Below are 15,725 nucleotides of genomic sequence, written 5' to 3'. Positions count from 1 at the left end.
TGCGCGAACTCAAGGCCTGGTGGAACCGGCGCGACGCAGTGCGATGGAACCACCGATCACGGCGCACCGCCATCGCGACAGGCATCGCGCTGACGATGCTCCTATGGCCGTGGCAAGTCTCTGTGCGGGCACCCGGCGTGTTGAGCGCGCAGCAGGCGCAGGCGATGTACGCGCCCCATGCTGCCCAGGTGAACAGCCGCTTGCCCCCGGCCGGCGAGATCGTGCGTGCCGGCCAGCCTCTGCTGCAACTGCGTTCGCCCGACCTCTCTTCGCGCCTCGCGCAGGCGCAGGCTCGCGAACAACAACTGCAGTGGCAGTTGAGCCAGCAGCCCTTCGACGAGCATTTGATGGAAGCTGGCCCCGCACTGCGCAAGCGCTGGGAGGCCGCGGCAGAGGAGGTGGCTGGCCTGCAGGTCGAAATGCGCCGCCTGTCGATCACCGCGCCTTTCGACGGCACCGTGGTCGAGGTGGATGACGACGCGGCTCGCGATGTGTGGATTCCCGCTGGCGAGCGCCTTCTGCAGGTGATCGGACCACGCGGCACGAAAGTGGATGCCTTCGTCGACGAAGCTGAACTCGAAGGCCTGGCTGTGGGCCAGCACGCGGTGTTCGTTCCTACAGCGTTGGAAGAATCATTGGTGAATTGTTCGGTGACGGGCATCGACGCGGTGCAAGTCGCCTATCTCGATGTGCCCGGTGTCGCCAGCCCCTACGGTGGCAGCATCCCGGCGCAACGTACGAGCGAGGGTCGACTGCTGCCGATGCAGCCCACTTTTCGCGTACGGCTCGCGCAATGCGACCGCGAACTGCCGCCGCGCTCGGAGCTTGCGGGCGTGGCCCACCTTCACGGGCAACGACAGTCCATTGCGGGCCGCGGGCTGCATTGGGTGGCGGCTTTGTGGCAGCGTGAATCGGCGCTGTGAGTTTCATTGGTAGGGTGGGCAAAGCGAAGCGTGCCCACGCGTAATCGTTGAGCTGATTTGATCGACGACCGCGTGGGCACGCTTCGCTTTGCCCACCCTACAAGAACCTGCTCTCACCATTGCCAAGAACCCGCGTTGCTGCCAGGCGCTACGATGCTTTCTCGCATCGACGCCGCTTGCGCGACCCGCACGGCGCCCATCATTTTCACGAACCCACAAGGTGATGGCATGACCACCAAACAATCGCGACCGGCGGTGCTCGACCAGATCGGCAACACGCCACTGGTGCAAGTGACGCGGCTTGACACTGGCCTGTGTACGCTGTTCCTGAAGCTCGAGAACCAGAACCCCGGCGGCAGCATCAAGGACCGGATCGGCTTGGCAATGGTCGACACGGCCGAGCGCGATGGCCGCCTGAAGCCGGGCGGCACGGTGGTCGAGGCGACCGCCGGCAACACCGGCCTCGGCATCGCTCTCGTGGCGCGCGCCAAGGGCTACCGCGTGGTGCTCGTGGTGCCCGACAAGATGTCGACCGAGAAAGTCCTGCATCTGAAGGCCCTTGGCGCCGAGGTGCACATCACCCGCTCCGACGTGGGCAAGGGCCATCCCGACTACTATCAGGACGTGGCTGCACGGCTTGCCCGCGACATCCCCGGCGCATTCTTCGCCGACCAGTTCAACAACCCCGCCAACCCGCTCGCACACGAGACCAGCACCGGGCCAGAGATCTGGCAGCAGATGGGTCACGACATCGATGCCATCGTCTGCGGCGTGGGCTCAGGCGGCACCATCGCCGGACTGTCTGCCTACTTCAGAAAGGTGCAACCCGAACTCGGTTTCGTGCTGGCCGACCCCAAGGGTTCCATCGTGGCCGAGTACACCCGAAGCGGCAAGCTCGGCACCGCGGGCTCGTGGGCGGTGGAAGGCATCGGTGAAGACTTCATCCCCGCCATCGCCGATTTGTCCAGCGTGTGCGCGGCCTATGAAATTCCGGATGAGGAAAGCTTCGGCACCGCACGCGAATTGTTGCGGGCCGAGGGCATTCTGGGTGGATCGTCCACCGGCACCTTGCTCGCTGCTGCGCTGCGTTTCTGCCGCGAGCAGAAGACGCCCAAGCGCGTGGTGAGCTTTGTCGTCGACACCGGCACGCGCTACCTGTCGAAGATGTACAACGACCAGTGGATGCTCGACCAGGGCCTGCTGCCGCGCAAACGCTACGGTGATCTGCGCGACGTGGTGTCGCGCCGTTTCGAAGAAGGCAGCGTCGTGAGCGTTGGGCCGGACGACACGCTGCTCACGGCCTTCGCGCGAATGCGTGCGGCCGATGTGTCGCAACTGCCGGTGCTCGACGGCAAGAAGCTCGTCGGCGTGATCGATGAGTCGGACTTGCTGTTGAGCGTGCACGCCGACGCGGCGCACTTTCGCTCGACGGTGAGCACCGCCATGACCGATGCGCCCGAGACGCTCTCGCCCAGGGCCAGCCTTGCCGAACTCGAAGCCGTGCTCGACAAGGGCCTCGTCGCCATCGTTGCGGATGCGAGCGGCTTCCACGGCCTCATCACCCGATTCGACCTCTTGAACCATTTGCGAAGGACCCTCTCGTGAGCCACGACAACAAAGACCTTGCCACCAAAGACCTTGCGTTCGGCACGCGTGTCATTCACGCCGGCCAATCGCCCGACCCGTCGACGGGCGCGATCATGCCGCCCATCTACGCGACTTCGACCTTCGTCCAGCAAAGCCCGGGTGTACATAAAGGTCTGGACTACGGCCGTTCGCACAACCCCACGCGCTTCGCCTTCGAGCGATGCGTCGCGGACCTCGAAAGCGGCTCGCAGGCCTTCGCATTCGCGTCGGGGCTCGCTGCAATTTCGACGGTGATGGAGTTGCTGGACGCCGGCTCTCACATCGTGTCGGGCGACGACATCTACGGCGGCACCTTCCGCCTGTTCGAGCGTGTTCGCAGCAAGAGTGCGGGGCATCGCTTCAGCTTCGTCGATCTCACTGATCCGAAGAGGCTCATCGCGGCAATCACGCCGCAGACGAAGATGGTGTGGGTCGAGACGCCCACCAACCCGCTGCTGCGGCTGGCCGATCTGCGCGCCATCGCAGAGATTTGCCGCGAACGCGGCATTCTGTGCGCGGCGGATAACACGTTCGCGAGCCCGTGGATTCAGCGGCCGCTTGAATTGGGCTTCGACATCGTCGTGCATTCGACGACCAAGTACCTCAACGGCCACTCGGACATCATCGGCGGCGTCGCCATCGTCGGCAAGGAAGCGCGCCATGACGCAATCCGCGAGCGCCTCGGCTTTTTGCAGAACGCGGTGGGGGCCATCGCGAGTCCATTTGACAGTTTCATGGCACTGCGCGGCGTGAAGACGCTGGCGCTGCGCATGGAGCGTCATTGCAGCAACGGCCTCGCGCTCGCGCAATGGCTGGAACAGCAGCCACAGGCGGCGCGCGTTCACTACCCGGGGCTGGAATCGCATCCGCAATACACGTTGGCGAAGAAGCAGATGCACGGCTTTGGCGGAATGATCTCGCTGGATCTGCGCACCGACCTCGCCGGGGCACGACGCTTCCTCGAGGCAGTGAAGATTTTTTCGCTGGCCGAAAGCTTGGGCGGCGTCGAAAGCCTGATCGAGCACCCGGCGATCATGACTCACGCGACCATTCCGCTAGAGACACGTCAGCAACTGGGCATCGGGGATGCGCTCGTGCGGCTGTCCGTGGGGGTGGAGGATCTTGAAGATTTGCGCGGCGATTTGCGGCGGGCGCTTGCGGCGATCTGAGGCAGAGCTGGCCGACAGCCGACAATCAGGTCACCAGCTTCGTGAGTAGAGTTTCGTTGCGAAACAGGATGCACCATTCATGTAGTCGAAGGCAAGACTGCCACCAGTAGCCGTCGCGCTTGCCAGAACCAAGCGACTTCGCTTGCTTCTTCGGTCGAAAATGTTCTACGTCATAGTAGAAATAAGGAGCGTGATGTATGCGTTGAGAACTTACATCGTGCCAGTCATGGCCGCTCCTGTCTCCCTTGCCACTCTCTTGCCCTTCCAACGGCCAGAAAATTCGGCTTCAAATGGTGGTTTTACAACTGCCGCTCTCGTAAAGGAGCGCCTCTCGGCCTCGCACATTCAAACGAGCGGAGCCAGCTCTATCAACGGACGGTCCAATAGTGGTCGGAAGCCCTGAACCATACATTCCTTACCGCCTTGCCGCCACACGTGGACCATTTAAAGACATCGACCATGAAGTACGGGTTCCTGGGGTTGGTCCAGACAAAGCGCTGAGCATGAGGGGGAATGTCCACGCGGCCTCCCGCTACGTACGCTCGCACGCATCCGTTGGTGGAATTGGTGATCAAGCCATTGTCCTCATCCCCAAAGTAGGCAGAGGCATTTGATACCGCCGCCATGCCCGCAGTTGCCACAGCCAAGCATGAGATCCAACGCCGAAGTTTGTCTTTCATATAAAGTCCTTTGGAAACCGAATTGATAAACCTTTAGAGTTCGTCTTGACACGAACAAGCAATAGGTTTCCACATCAGGCGTCATTCGTTATGACCAGTTCAGGACCTTCTCCTGATCACCATGATTCGCGTGATCCTGTTCACGCTTTTCAACGTCCTGTCGTCCGCGCGTAAGCCTGCATATGCGATGACACGGCTTAAGCATGCTGCCCCTTCCGTTCGGATCTGTCACGGTAAGGCCCGCAGCACCCTGGCTGGGGCGCCGGTGTTGGCGGGCGGCTATACGGCCAACCGCCGCCCTTCGTTGCCGAGCTATCAAGCCGACACCCGCACCGGCCTCGCGTTCAATCGCCTCTCAATCCACCGGCTGTATTGCGACATGCCGAAGCAGAAGGCCCAGTAGATGGCGGCGATGAAGAGATAGCCTTCGAGGTAGAAGGGCCGCCAGGTGGGGTCGCCGCCGAGCGCCAGCGTCAGTGCACCGGTGAGTTCGTACAGGCTCACGATCATGACAAGCGACGTGTCCTTGAATGTGCCGATGAAGCTGTTGACGAGCGCCGGCACCACCGCGCGCAGAGCCTGGGGCAGCACGACGTGTCGCTGCACTTGCCAGGGCTGCAGCCCCAGCGCCCGCGCTGCCATCCACTGACCCTGCGGCACGGCCTGCAACCCCCCACGCACCACCTCGGCAAGATAGGCTGCCGTAAATAGCGTGATGCCCACCAGCACTCGCAGCAGCACGTCGAGCTGGAAGCCTTGGGGCAGCAACAGCGGAAGCATGAACGAGGCCATGAACAGCACCGAGATCAAAGGCACGCCTCGGATGATCTCAATGTACGTTGCGCATATGAAGCGCAGCACGGGCCAGGGCGAACGCCGTCCGAGAGCGAGCAGCACGCCCATCGGGAAGGCGACGGCAAGTCCGACGACGGACAGGAGAAGCGTCAACGGCAGGCCGCCCCATCGCGATGTCGGCACCACTTCCAGCCCGGCGACGCCGCCATGCATCAGGACGATGAAGCCCGCGATGGCGACGACCCAGGCGAGGACCAGCGACTTGCGCCAAAGGCGCGGCACCGCACTCGCGCCCAGCACCGCGAAGGTCACGACGAGGCCCGCCGCAGGGCGCCATTGCAGTTCGTAGGGATAGCGGCCGAACAGGATGGCCCGCAGCTTCTCCGAGATGACGCCCCAGCACGCGCCTGCGTGTTCGATTGCGCGGCAGGCATCGGCGTCGGCGCGAAATACCGCGTGCATCAAGGCCCAGCTCGCGAGCTTGGGAAGCGTCCACATCAGCAGCGCCGTCATGATCAGCGTGAGCAATGAATTGCCGAACCCGTTGAACAGCTCCTCGCGCATCCAGCGAAGTGCTCGATTCATCCGGCACCTCGCAGAGCCACCCTCGCGTTGTAGCGGTTCATCAGCACCGACGTGAGGAGCGACAACACCAGGTAAACGGACATGATCACGGCGATGCATTCGAAGGCACGGCCTGTCTGGTTCAGCGCCGTGTTGGCAACCGACACCAGATCCGGATAACCCACGGCCACTGCCAGCGAGGAATTCTTGGTGAGGTTGAGGTATTGGTTGGTGATCGACGGCACGATCACGCGAAGCGCTTGCGGCATGACGATGTAGCGCAAAGCCTGGCGTGGTGTGAGCCCCATGGACATGGCTGCGTGCAATTGCCCGGCCGACACCGACTGAATGCCAGCCCGCACAGTCTCGGCGACGAAGGCCGCGGTGTAGGTCGACAAGCCCATCCACACCGCGAGAAATTCCGGCGTCACCGACGCGCCGCCGATGACGTTCAACTCACCCGCCATCGGCCAGTCGAAGCCGCCCGCTTCCCACCACGGAAACGACAGCCCGCTCTTGCTCAGGAAGATGCCTGGCGCGACGTGCACCGCATCGTTCGACGCGGGCAGTAATTCGGTCAGTGCGAAGTACCACATCAACAACTGCACGAGCAGTGGTACGTTGCGCAGCAATTCGACACAGCCCGTGCTGATGCTGCGAAGCAAGAAGTTTCGCGACAAGCGGCCAAGCCCGATCACGGTGCCGAGCAGCGTGGCGAGCACGATGCCCGGAAGTGCCACGCGCACCGTGTTGGCGAGGCCTGCGAGAAAGGCACTCCAGAACGGCTGGCTCGATTCGTAGCTCAGCCAGCTTTCACCGATCTCGAAGCCGGCGGGCTGTGTCAGGAAGTCGAAGCCAGCGCGGATACCGCGTTCACGCAGGTGAGCCAGCGTGTTCGACACCAGCCACGCGATGAGCGCGACCAGTGCGAGAACGAGCAGCGTCTGGAAGAACCAGGCGAAAAGCGGCGGACGAGTCCGCGGAGGCCCCGAAGTCTCCCGCGTCGCGCTGGCATCCACACTCATCGAATCGGTGGTGCGTAAACCAGCCCGCCCTTGCTCCAAAGATTGTTCGCCCCGCGCGGCAGCTTCAGCACCGACTTCGGACCGACATTGCGCTCGAAGATCTCACCATAGTTGCCGCTCGCCTTGATTGCGCGCAAGGCCCATTCCTTGTCGAGCCCGAGCAGCTTGCCTGTATCTTCCGACGTGCCCAGGATGCGTTGCACCACCGGGTCCTTGCTGTTGGCCTTCTGCTCGTCGACGTTGGCCTGCGTGAGTCCGTTCTCTTCGGCTTCGATCAACGCGAAAATCACCCACTTCACGTCCGCGAACCATTCGTCGTCGCCGCGGCGAACCAGCGGTCCAAGCGGTTCCTTGGAGATGAGGTCGGGCAGGATCATGTAGTCGTCGGGGTTCTTCGCTTCCTTGTTTCGCAGGCCCGCGAGGCCCGACACGTCGGTTGTATAGGCCTGGCATCGTCCCGCAAAGAAAGCCTTGAACGAGGCCTCGAAACCTTCGAATACCACCGGCTTGATCTTCACGTTCTGCGCGCGGAAGTAGTCAGCGAGGTTCTTCTCGTTGGTGGTGCCCGACTGCACGCAGATCTCGGCATTCTTCAACTGCTTGGCACTCGTCACCTTCAGCTTCTTGGGTACCAGGAAGCCTTGCCCGTCGTAGTAAGTGACGGTGGTGAAGTGAAAGCCGAGCGACGCGTCGCGCGTGAGCGTCCAGGTGGTGTTGCGGGCAAGCAGGTCGACTTCGCCCGATTGCAATGCTGCAAAGCGCTGCTGCGCATTGAGCGGCACGAAGTTCACCTTCTTCGCGTCCCCCAGCACTGCCGCTGCGAGCGCACGGCAGGTGTCGGCGTCCAGCCCCGACCATTGCCCCTGGCTGTCGGGTGCGGAGAATCCGGCCACTCCCGTGGACACGCCGCAGTTGATGTTGCCCCGCTGCTTGATGGTGTCGAGCGTCTTGCCTGCGTGCGCTGGGGCAGCAAGGGTGGCCGCGAGCCCGGCGGCGCCGATCAGGGCGGCGAGTCGAATGGAAATGCGAGTCATCGAAGTCCTTTATGAAAGGCCGGCGAGCTTGGAGGCGACGCCGGCCGGTTCCGCAACGAAACGATGAGTCTAAGCAAATGCCGATGACGGCACTGGTGTCTCGAGCCATGCCCCTGCGTAGCTTAGCTGGGCGTCAAGAATCAAATCGGTCCTCGACATGAGGATTCGCGGACTGCATCGAAAAATCAAACTGACGTGCTATTTCATTCGCCTTGCGGCGGATGCTTTCGAAACGCCCACCACAAGGCGAGGTCATAAGCGATCTTCAAGGTCCCGCACAACACCAGCGGCGCGCTAATGAAGCCTGCTGCAAAGAGAGCGCCGCCGAGCGTGGGGCTGATGGCCGATGCCAGGCTGCGCGGCACGGCGGTGAAGCTCGCGGCTGCCGAACGCTCGGCCGGAGTGACGACGCCCATGACATAGGCGGTGCGTGTGGGTACGTCCATCTGTGACAAGGCGCTGCGCACGAACATCAGCGTGAGCGCGAGCGGCAGGCTGGGCGACAGGGCGGCAAGCACGAGGCAGATGTTGGCAGGGATGTGCGTGAATACCATGGTGTTGAGCAGGCCGATGCGCGCGGCGACTTTGGGCGCGGCGAACTGCGATGCTGCGCTGAGCAAGCCGGCCCAGAAGAAGAACGCCCCCGCCTGTGACAGCGTGAGTCCGAAGCGTTGCAGCAACCACAGCGAGAGCAAGGCGTTGACGACCAGCCCGCCTGCGAACGAGTCGACGCAGAACAGGACTGCGAGCCGCACGACGATGGCCCGCGACGGGCCAAGCAGTGCGGGCCTTGTTGGTGCGCAGCCATGGTCAGGAGCAGGCAGGCCGCGATAGAGCGCGAAGACTGCGAGGCCCACGAGGCCGTAGAGCAGGAACAATGCTCGCAAGGATGCGAGCTCGGTGATGCCCGCGAAGCGCCTCAGGAAATCGGGTACTGCAGCGGCGAGTGCGCCCACCGCTGCGCACAAGGCTCCGAGCACGCTGTAGCGCGCGAAGAGTGCAGTGCGGGCTTCGCCTTTCGCGGCCTCGGCCAGCCGTGCGTGTTCGAGCGGAAGAAACACCGAGACGTCGCCCGAGCTGGGGTTCAGCGTGCCGACGATGGCGACGATCAGTAATGGCCAGAACGACGAGAGGCCGGCGAATCCGAGGCCTGTCGCAGTCATCAGCAAGGCGGCCGCCGCGAGCAATGCGCGGGGGGCGAAGCGATGACCGAAAGCACCGACCCAGAGTGTCGCGGCGGCGGATCCGAGCAGCGTAGCGGTGCTGATGAGCCCGACCTGGAACTGCCCGAATCCCAGTGACAGCAGGTACGCGGGAAGCAGCACCGCCATATATCCGTCGCACAAGGCGCGCAAGCCGCGCGCTGCCAGCATGCGCCACGCATCGGGCGCCGCGTCGCGGGGGAGCAGAAGTCGTGCGACGAGGTGCGTGGAGGTATCCGTATCAGGCATGCAACCGCGAGCCTACGCGAAAGCGTGGAAGCAATCCGAAGGGTCAGCGCATAACTCCCTCTCCTTCTGGGAGGTGGTGAGGGAGGCGGCGATCTACGAATTCAAGGCCGCAGGCCGTGTTGCGCGAACCAAGTCTTGAGGCGCTGCCAGCCGTCTTCCGCAGCTTCCGCCCGATAGCTCGGCCGATAGTCCGCATAGAACGCGTGCGGCGCACCCGGATACACGAGCACCTGCGATGCGCTGTTGACTTGGCGCAGGGACTTGCGCAATTCCTCGACCTGTTCGAGCGGGATGCTCGGGTCCTGCCCCCCGTACAAGCCGAGCACGGGCGCCTTGAGCTGCCCGGCCACGTCCAGGGGGTGGCGCGGCTGCATCGCGCTCTTCGGGCCGGTGAGCTTGCCGTACCAGGCGACACCCGCCTTGAGCTTGGGCTGGTGCGCCGCATACAGCCACACGATGCGACCGCCCCAGCAGAACCCGGTCACACCCAGGCGTGCCGGATCGCCGCCTTGCTCGCGCGCCCAGGCGTAGGTCGCATCGAGGTCGGCCATCACCTGTTCGTCGGGCACCTTGCTGACGATCTTCTCGCGCAGTTCATCGATGTCGGTGTACTGCGCCGGGTCGCCCTGACGGAAGTAAAGCGCTGGCGCGATTGCGAGGTAGCCAAGTTTTGCGAGGCGGCGTGTCACGTCCCGAATGTGCTCATGCAGGCCGAAGATTTCCTGCACGACCAGCACGATCGGGTGCGGACCGGCCCGGTCGGGCACCGCGCGATAGGCGGGAAGCAGGCCAGTGGAGGTTGGGATCTGCATCTCGCTCGCGACAAGCCCGGTGCTGTCGGTATGGATCAAGGTGGCCCTCTGCAGCGGTTCGGCCGCCGCGGCGTAGGTCGGTGATGAAGGGGGTTGCTGAGAGTGGCTCATGAGAGTTCGTCTGCTTTGCAAAAGGGCGTCATGCCCGAACCAAGTGATGAAGCCATCATCGCAGGCCCGAAGGGGCAACGGTGACCTTCACAGAAAAACCCGGGTGCGACCGTGCGTATGCGAGGTGTAACGCTTCAGTGAAGGCATGCAGCTTGCTGATAAAGGGGGTTTTCTCGCTCACCGAATAAGCAACGTCGATTTCCTTCCTTCCTTGAACGTTCACGCCTTTCTACGATTCAAGTGCCTTAGCCCTCAGAGGCTCCCTCAGAGGCTGAGAGTTTTTCGATCATGCCCGCTCATCACAAGGATCTTTCATGACCACGGCCCGCTTCCTTCGCCACTCGCTGCTGTCACTGGCTTTCGCTGCGACAGCCGGCATGGCCATGGCGAAGGAGATCACCCTTCTCAACGTCTCGTACGACCCGACGCGCGAGTTCTACCAGGACTACAGCAAGGCCTTCGCCAAGTACTGGAAGACCAAGACCGGCGACGACGTGGTGGTGAAGACTTCGCACGGAGGCTCGGGCAAGCAGGCGCGTTCGGTGATCGATGGTCTTGATGCCGACGTGGTCACGCTCGCACTCGGCTACGACATCGACGAGATCAGCGAAAGGGCGAAGCTGCTTCCGCCCGATTGGCAAAAGCGCTTCAAGCACAACAGCTCGCCCTACACCTCGACCATCGTCTTCCTCGTGCGCCGCGGCAACCCCCGGGGCATCAAGGACTGGGACGACCTCGTGAAGCCGGGTCTCAGCGTCATCACGCCCAACCCGAAGACCTCGGGCGGTGCGCGCTGGAACTACCTCGCGGCCTGGGGTTATGCGCAGAAGAAGTACCGCAGCGAAGCCAAGGCGCAGGGGTTCGTCGCCAGCCTGTACAAGAACGTGCCGGTGCTCGACTCGGGGGCTCGCGGATCGACGACGACCTTCGTCGAGCGCGGCATTGGCGACGTGCTGATCGCCTGGGAAAACGAAGCCCTGCTCGCGATCAAGCAACTCGGTGCAGACAAGTTCGACGTGGTCGCGCCCTCATCGTCCATCCTGGCCGAGCCACCGGTGGCCGTGGTCGACAAGGTGGCCGACAAAAAGGGAACGCGCATCGTCGCGCAGGCCTACCTCGACTACCTGTACTCGTCGGAAGGCCAGGAGATTGCCGGCCACAACTACTACCGCCCGATCGATCCGGCGGCGGCCGCGAAGCTTGCCAAGCAGTTCCCGAAGGTGAACCTGTTCACCATCGACGAAGCCTTCGGCGGCTGGACCAAGGCACAGAAGACCCACTTTGCGGACGGCGGGGTGTTCGACAAGATCTACGCGAAACACTGATCGCCGAGCTCACGACAAGTGTCCCTTATTCGTTCTTCGTATAAGGGTCGGCGTTTTGCGTTGTTTGATATTTGTTAGTGCGTGACTAGCATGCACGCTTCGATCATTGCAGGGCCGCCCACGGGCGGCGTTTTCGCATGCAGTTCCGCCTTCGCCGTCTCATCGTTCTCGTCCTTCCCGCCCTTGCCGCCCTGTCCGTCGCGACCATTGCCGAAGCTGCCGGCCCGTCATTGCTGAACGTCTCTTACGACGTCGCGCGCGAGTTCTACAAGGACTACAACGCTGCCTTCATCAAGCACTGGAAGGCGAGCGCCAACGAAGACATCACCATCAATCAGTCGCACGGCGGCTCGAGTAAGCAATCGCGCGCGGTGATCGATGGGCTCGAGGCCGACGTCGTGACCATGAACCAGTCGAATGACATCGACGCAATCGCCGAGCGCGGCAAGGTCCTGTCGACGGACTGGGCCAAGCGCCTGCCCAACAACAGCGCACCGACGACGTCCACGACCGTTATCCTCGTGCGCCGTGGCAACCCCAAGGGCATCAAGGACTGGACCGATCTGGCCCGCCCAGGCGTGAGCGTCATCATCCCCAACCCGAAGATCACCGGCAATGGCCGCTACACCTACGTGGCAGCCTGGGGCGCGGCCATCAAGTCGGGCAAGACGCCAGCACAAGCACGCGACATGGTGCAGAAGATCTTTGCCAACGTGCCAGTCTTCGACGGCGGCGGGCGTGCCGCCACCACCACCTTCGCGCAGCGCGGCATCGGTGATGCGCTCGCCACCTTCGAGAGCGAAGTGAACCTCATCAAGGGCGAGTTCGGTGCCAACTTCGACGTGGTGTATCCGCAGTACAGCATCCTGGCCGAGAACCCGGTCGCTGTGATCGACAAGGTGGTCGACAAGAAGGGCACGCGCAAGCAAGCCGAGGCTTACCTGAAGTACCTTTGGTCCGACGAGGCGCAGGAGATCGCCGCCAAGCACCAGCTTCGCCCGCGTTCGGCCGCGCTGCTGCAGAAGTACGCCCGGGACTTTCCGAAGGTGAATCTCTTCACCATTGACGAGGTGTTCGGTGGCTGGGGCCGCGCGCAGAAGGAGCACTTCGACGACGGCGCGATCTACGACCAGATTCTTGCTGCGAAGAAGTAGTCGTTCATGTTTTTCTCGCGCACGCTCCTGAAGCGGCACAGCGTGCTGCCGGGCTTCGACCTCGCACTCGGCTTCACGCTGCTGTACCTCGGCTTCATCGTGCTCATTCCATTGAGCGCGGCGTTTCTCAAGACTTTCACGATGACTTGGCCGGCTTTCTGGGACGCCGTCACCTCGCCCCGCGTGTTGGCGTCGTACCGCCTCACCTTCGGCGCATCCGTCGCAGCCGCGCTGCTGAATGCCTTCTTCGGGCTCATCGTCGCCTGGGTGCTGGTGCGCTATGAGTTTCCGGCCAAGCGCGTCATTGATGCGCTGGTCGACTTGCCCTTCGCGTTGCCAACGGCGGTCGCGGGCATCGCGCTCACAGCGCTGTATGCGCAGAACGGCTGGATCGGATCGCACCTGCCCTTCAAGGTGAGCTTCACGCCCATCGGCGTTTTCGTGGCGCTGACCTTCATCGGCCTGCCCTTTGTCGTTCGCACCTTGCAGCCGGTGCTCGAAGACCTGCACAAGGAGATCGAGGAAGCGGCGGCGACCCTGGGCGCTTCGCGCCTGCAGACATTCACCAAGGTCATCTTCCCGATCATCACGCCCGCACTTCTCACCGGCTTCGCTCTCGCCTTCGCCCGTGCGCTGGGCGAGTACGGCTCGGTCATCTTCATCGCGGGCAACATGCCGTTGGTGAGCGAGATCACGCCGTTGCTCATCATCACCAAGCTCGAGCAGTACGACTACACGGGTGCAACCGCGATTGCAGTGGTGATGCTGGTTTCGGCCTTCCTGCTGCTGCTCGCCATCAACGGTCTGCAAGCCTGGACACGTGCAAGGCAGGGGCGGTGAAATGAGCGCGATTCCTTCGAACCCGTCGGCCCAGCTCACGGCGCGTGCGGCCGTTGCGCCGCGCAACTTGCCCGAAGCCACCACCGAGCCGGCGTGGGTCAAGTGGCTGCTGATCGGCACCGCGCTGGGATTCCTCGCGCTGTTCCTCTTCGTGCCGCTCGCCATCGTTTTCGTCGAAGCCTTCAAGAAGGGCGCGGGCGTGTACCTCGCAGCCATCACCGACCCGGATGCCCTCTCAGCCATCAAGCTCACGCTGATCGCGGCGGGCATCTCCGTGCCGCTCAACCTCGTGTTCGGCATCGCTGCGGCATGGTGCATCGCGAAGTTCGACTTTCGTGGCAAGAACGTGCTGCTGACGCTGATCGACCTGCCGTTCTCCGTGAGCCCGGTGATCTCCGGCCTGATCTACGTGCTCGTCTTCGGATTGCAAGGCTGGTTCGGCGAGTGGCTGCGCGACCACGATTTGAAGGTGATCTTCGCGGTGCCGGGCATCGTGCTCGCCACCGTGTTCGTGACCTTCCCGTTCGTTGCGCGCGAATTGATCCCGCTGATGCAGGCGCAAGGCACCGAGCAGGAAGAAGCGGCGCGCGTGCTGGGCGCCAACGGCTGGCAGATCTTCCGCCGCGTGACGCTGCCCAATGTGAAGTGGGCGCTTTTGTACGGCGTGATTCTTTGCAATGCGCGCGCCATGGGCGAGTTCGGTGCCGTGAGCGTGGTGTCCGGCCATATCCGTGGATCGACCAACACCATGCCGCTGCACATCGAGATCCTCTACAACGAATACCAGTTCGCCGCGTCGTTCGCCGTGGCGTCGCTGCTTGCGGGCCTCGCGCTCGTGACGCTCGTGCTCAAGTTCCTCGTCGAGCAGCGGGTGAAATCGCAATTGAAGGTTCAGGAGAGAAGCGAATGAGCATAGAAGTACGCAACCTCAACAAGCGCTTCGGCCAGACGATTGTTTGCGACAACCTGAACCTGGACATTCCAGCGGGTGAACTGGTCGCGCTGCTGGGCCCGTCCGGGTCGGGCAAGACGACACTGTTGCGCATCATTGCGGGGCTTGAAGTGCCCGACACCGGCACCGTGCTCTTTCACGGAGAAGACGCCACCAACACCGACGTGCGTGAGCGGCAGGTCGGTTTTGTGTTCCAGCACTACGCACTTTTCGCTCACATGACCATCTTCGAGAATGTGGCGTTCGGACTGCGCGTGCGGCCCAAGGCCACGCGGCCGAGCGACAAGGAGATCAAGGCCAAGGTGACGGAGCTCCTGAAGCTCGTGCAGCTCGACTGGATCGCCGACCGCTATCCGCATCAGCTCTCCGGCGGCCAGCGCCAACGCATTGCATTGGCGCGCGCCCTCGCAGTCGAGCCCAAGGTGTTGCTGCTCGACGAGCCCTTCGGCGCCCTTGACGCCAAGGTGCGCAAGGAACTGCGCCGCTGGCTGCGCCGCTTGCACGATGAGATGCACGTGACCAGCGTCTTCGTCACGCACGATCAGGAAGAAGCGATGGAGGTCGCGGACCGCATCGTCGTGATGAACCACGGCCGCATCGAGCAAGATGGGCCGCCCGACGAGGTCTACGACCATCCGGCGACACCGTTCGTGTTGCAGTTCCTCGGCGACGTGAATCTTTTCCACGGGCGCTTCGATCGTGCGGGCGCGGGTGGCTCGGACGTGGGCTACGTGCGTCCGCACGAGTTGCAGATTCTTGGGACGCCGCAAGACGGATCCATTGCAGTGACCCTGTCGCAAGCGCTGACGGTGGGGCCGAACACGCGGCTCGAGTTCAAGCGGCTTGACGATGCGAGCTATGTGGACGTGGAAGTGCCACGCTCGGAGTACACGGCACTGCGCGCGTCCATCGGCTTGCAGGCCGGCTCGACAGCGCATCTGCTGCCCAGGCGCGTGACGAGATTCGACAGCGTCATGAACGATCCCGCGGCAGCCATCTGATTCGCAAGGGGGGGCAAAGCGAAGCGTGCTCAGTGCTCAGTGCTCAGCCTCTCAGTGCTCACGCGGACTGTCCATCTGACTCGAATCACAAGCGCGTGAGCGCGCTGCACTTCGCCCACCCTGCATCACACCGCGTCACACGTCTCCCACCACCTCGCCCTGCAGCAGCAATTCTCAGTTTGCCCAACGTACCGACAATACGACCTTTTGAAGAGGAAGCGAGGGGCCAATCATCGTTGACGCAAGTGGTCAAACCGAGCCGA

The 15,725-nt window shown here is 63.0% G+C and carries 13 protein-coding genes; 8 read left to right on the top strand and 5 right to left on the bottom strand.

The window, feature by feature from the left end:
• The 3 genes from AC30NL_RS19720 to AC30NL_RS19710 form a co-directional block, all read left to right on the top strand.
• Nucleotides 1-923 (top strand): efflux RND transporter periplasmic adaptor subunit (locus AC30NL_RS19720; protein WP_489465687.1); only part of this gene is annotated, 923 nt, incomplete at its 5' end.
• A 228-nt stretch (nt 924-1,151) separates the two neighbouring features.
• Nucleotides 1,152-2,528 (top strand): pyridoxal-phosphate dependent enzyme, encoded by a 1,377-nt coding sequence (locus tag AC30NL_RS19715; RefSeq protein WP_489465686.1) that lies wholly within the window; start codon nt 1,152-1,154, stop codon nt 2,526-2,528.
• On the top strand, nt 2,525-3,718 hold the full coding sequence (locus AC30NL_RS19710; RefSeq protein ID WP_489465685.1) for a trans-sulfuration enzyme family protein: 1,194 nt from the start codon (nt 2,525-2,527) through the stop codon (nt 3,716-3,718). The genes AC30NL_RS19715 and AC30NL_RS19710 overlap by 4 nt, the downstream gene beginning before the upstream one ends.
• A 995-nt stretch (nt 3,719-4,713) precedes the next feature.
• Here AC30NL_RS19710 and AC30NL_RS19705 read toward each other — a convergent pair.
• From AC30NL_RS19705 to AC30NL_RS19685, 5 genes are all read right to left on the bottom strand, one after another.
• Nucleotides 4,714-5,778 carry an amino acid ABC transporter permease gene (locus tag AC30NL_RS19705; protein ID WP_489465684.1) on the bottom strand — a complete coding sequence of 355 codons (1,065 nt, stop codon included), beginning with the start codon at nt 5,776-5,778 and terminating at the stop codon, nt 4,714-4,716.
• Complete coding sequence (locus tag AC30NL_RS19700; protein ID WP_489465683.1) at nt 5,775-6,782, bottom strand: amino acid ABC transporter permease; 1,008 nt, start codon at nt 6,780-6,782, stop codon at nt 5,775-5,777. Before AC30NL_RS19700 ends, AC30NL_RS19705 begins: the two co-directional genes overlap by 4 nt.
• Entirely contained in the window at nt 6,779-7,816 is a 1,038-nt protein-coding gene (locus AC30NL_RS19695; RefSeq protein WP_489465682.1) for an amino acid ABC transporter substrate-binding protein, read from the bottom strand. Before AC30NL_RS19695 ends, AC30NL_RS19700 begins: the two co-directional genes overlap by 4 nt.
• 203 nt (nt 7,817-8,019) lie before the next feature.
• The gene (locus AC30NL_RS19690) at nt 8,020-9,267 is read right to left on the bottom strand and encodes an MFS transporter (protein WP_489465681.1); all 1,248 of its coding nucleotides are present in this window, start codon (nt 9,265-9,267) and stop codon (nt 8,020-8,022) included.
• A 101-nt stretch (nt 9,268-9,368) separates the two neighbouring features.
• Complete coding sequence (locus tag AC30NL_RS19685) at nt 9,369-10,190, bottom strand: dienelactone hydrolase family protein (RefSeq protein ID WP_489465680.1); 822 nt, start codon at nt 10,188-10,190, stop codon at nt 9,369-9,371.
• 314 nt (nt 10,191-10,504) lie between these two features.
• Between AC30NL_RS19685 and AC30NL_RS19680 the strand changes: the two genes are divergently transcribed.
• From AC30NL_RS19680 to AC30NL_RS19660, 5 genes are all read left to right on the top strand, one after another.
• Complete coding sequence (locus AC30NL_RS19680; RefSeq protein ID WP_489465679.1) at nt 10,505-11,515, top strand: sulfate ABC transporter substrate-binding protein; 1,011 nt, start codon at nt 10,505-10,507, stop codon at nt 11,513-11,515.
• Nucleotides 11,516-11,652: 137 nt separating this feature from the next.
• Complete coding sequence (locus AC30NL_RS19675; RefSeq protein WP_489465678.1) at nt 11,653-12,669, top strand: sulfate ABC transporter substrate-binding protein; 1,017 nt, start codon at nt 11,653-11,655, stop codon at nt 12,667-12,669.
• A 6-nt stretch (nt 12,670-12,675) separates the two neighbouring features.
• Entirely contained in the window at nt 12,676-13,509 is an 834-nt protein-coding gene (gene cysT, locus AC30NL_RS19670; RefSeq protein WP_489465677.1) for a sulfate ABC transporter permease subunit CysT, read from the top strand.
• A 1-nt stretch (nt 13,510) separates the two neighbouring features.
• Nucleotides 13,511-14,419, top strand: a complete 909-nt coding sequence (cysW, locus tag AC30NL_RS19665) for a sulfate ABC transporter permease subunit CysW (RefSeq protein WP_489465676.1) — start codon at nt 13,511-13,513, stop codon at nt 14,417-14,419.
• The gene (locus AC30NL_RS19660; RefSeq protein WP_489465675.1) at nt 14,416-15,462 is read left to right on the top strand and encodes a sulfate/molybdate ABC transporter ATP-binding protein; all 1,047 of its coding nucleotides are present in this window, start codon (nt 14,416-14,418) and stop codon (nt 15,460-15,462) included. Before cysW ends, AC30NL_RS19660 begins: the two co-directional genes overlap by 4 nt.
• The last annotated feature ends 263 nt before the right edge of the window (nt 15,463-15,725 follow it).

This window comes from Rhizobacter sp. (genome assembly GCA_021153565.1).
Lineage (GTDB): Bacteria > Pseudomonadota > Gammaproteobacteria > Burkholderiales > Burkholderiaceae_C > Albitalea.
This window is presented reverse-complemented; position numbering and strand designations above follow the sequence as displayed.

Excerpts from the sequence above, each read along its gene's own strand:
- AC30NL_RS19700 (WP_489465683.1), bottom strand. The coding sequence starts at position 6,782 with ATGAGTGTGGATGCCAGCGCGACGCGGGAGACTTCGGGGCCTCCGCGG.
- AC30NL_RS19690 (WP_489465681.1), bottom strand. The coding sequence starts at position 9,267 with ATGCCTGATACGGATACCTCCACGCACCTCGTCGCACGACTTCTGCTC.
- AC30NL_RS19660 (WP_489465675.1), top strand. The coding sequence starts at position 14,416 with ATGAGCATAGAAGTACGCAACCTCAACAAGCGCTTCGGCCAGACGATT.
- AC30NL_RS19675 (WP_489465678.1), top strand. The coding sequence starts at position 11,653 with ATGCAGTTCCGCCTTCGCCGTCTCATCGTTCTCGTCCTTCCCGCCCTT.
- cysW (WP_489465676.1), top strand. The coding sequence starts at position 13,511 with ATGAGCGCGATTCCTTCGAACCCGTCGGCCCAGCTCACGGCGCGTGCG.
- AC30NL_RS19705 (WP_489465684.1), bottom strand. The coding sequence starts at position 5,778 with ATGAATCGAGCACTTCGCTGGATGCGCGAGGAGCTGTTCAACGGGTTC.
- AC30NL_RS19680 (WP_489465679.1), top strand. The coding sequence starts at position 10,505 with ATGACCACGGCCCGCTTCCTTCGCCACTCGCTGCTGTCACTGGCTTTC.
- AC30NL_RS19715 (WP_489465686.1), top strand. The coding sequence starts at position 1,152 with ATGACCACCAAACAATCGCGACCGGCGGTGCTCGACCAGATCGGCAAC.
- AC30NL_RS19685 (WP_489465680.1), bottom strand. The coding sequence starts at position 10,190 with ATGAGCCACTCTCAGCAACCCCCTTCATCACCGACCTACGCCGCGGCG.
- AC30NL_RS19695 (WP_489465682.1), bottom strand. The coding sequence starts at position 7,816 with ATGACTCGCATTTCCATTCGACTCGCCGCCCTGATCGGCGCCGCCGGG.
- cysT (WP_489465677.1), top strand. The coding sequence starts at position 12,676 with ATGTTTTTCTCGCGCACGCTCCTGAAGCGGCACAGCGTGCTGCCGGGC.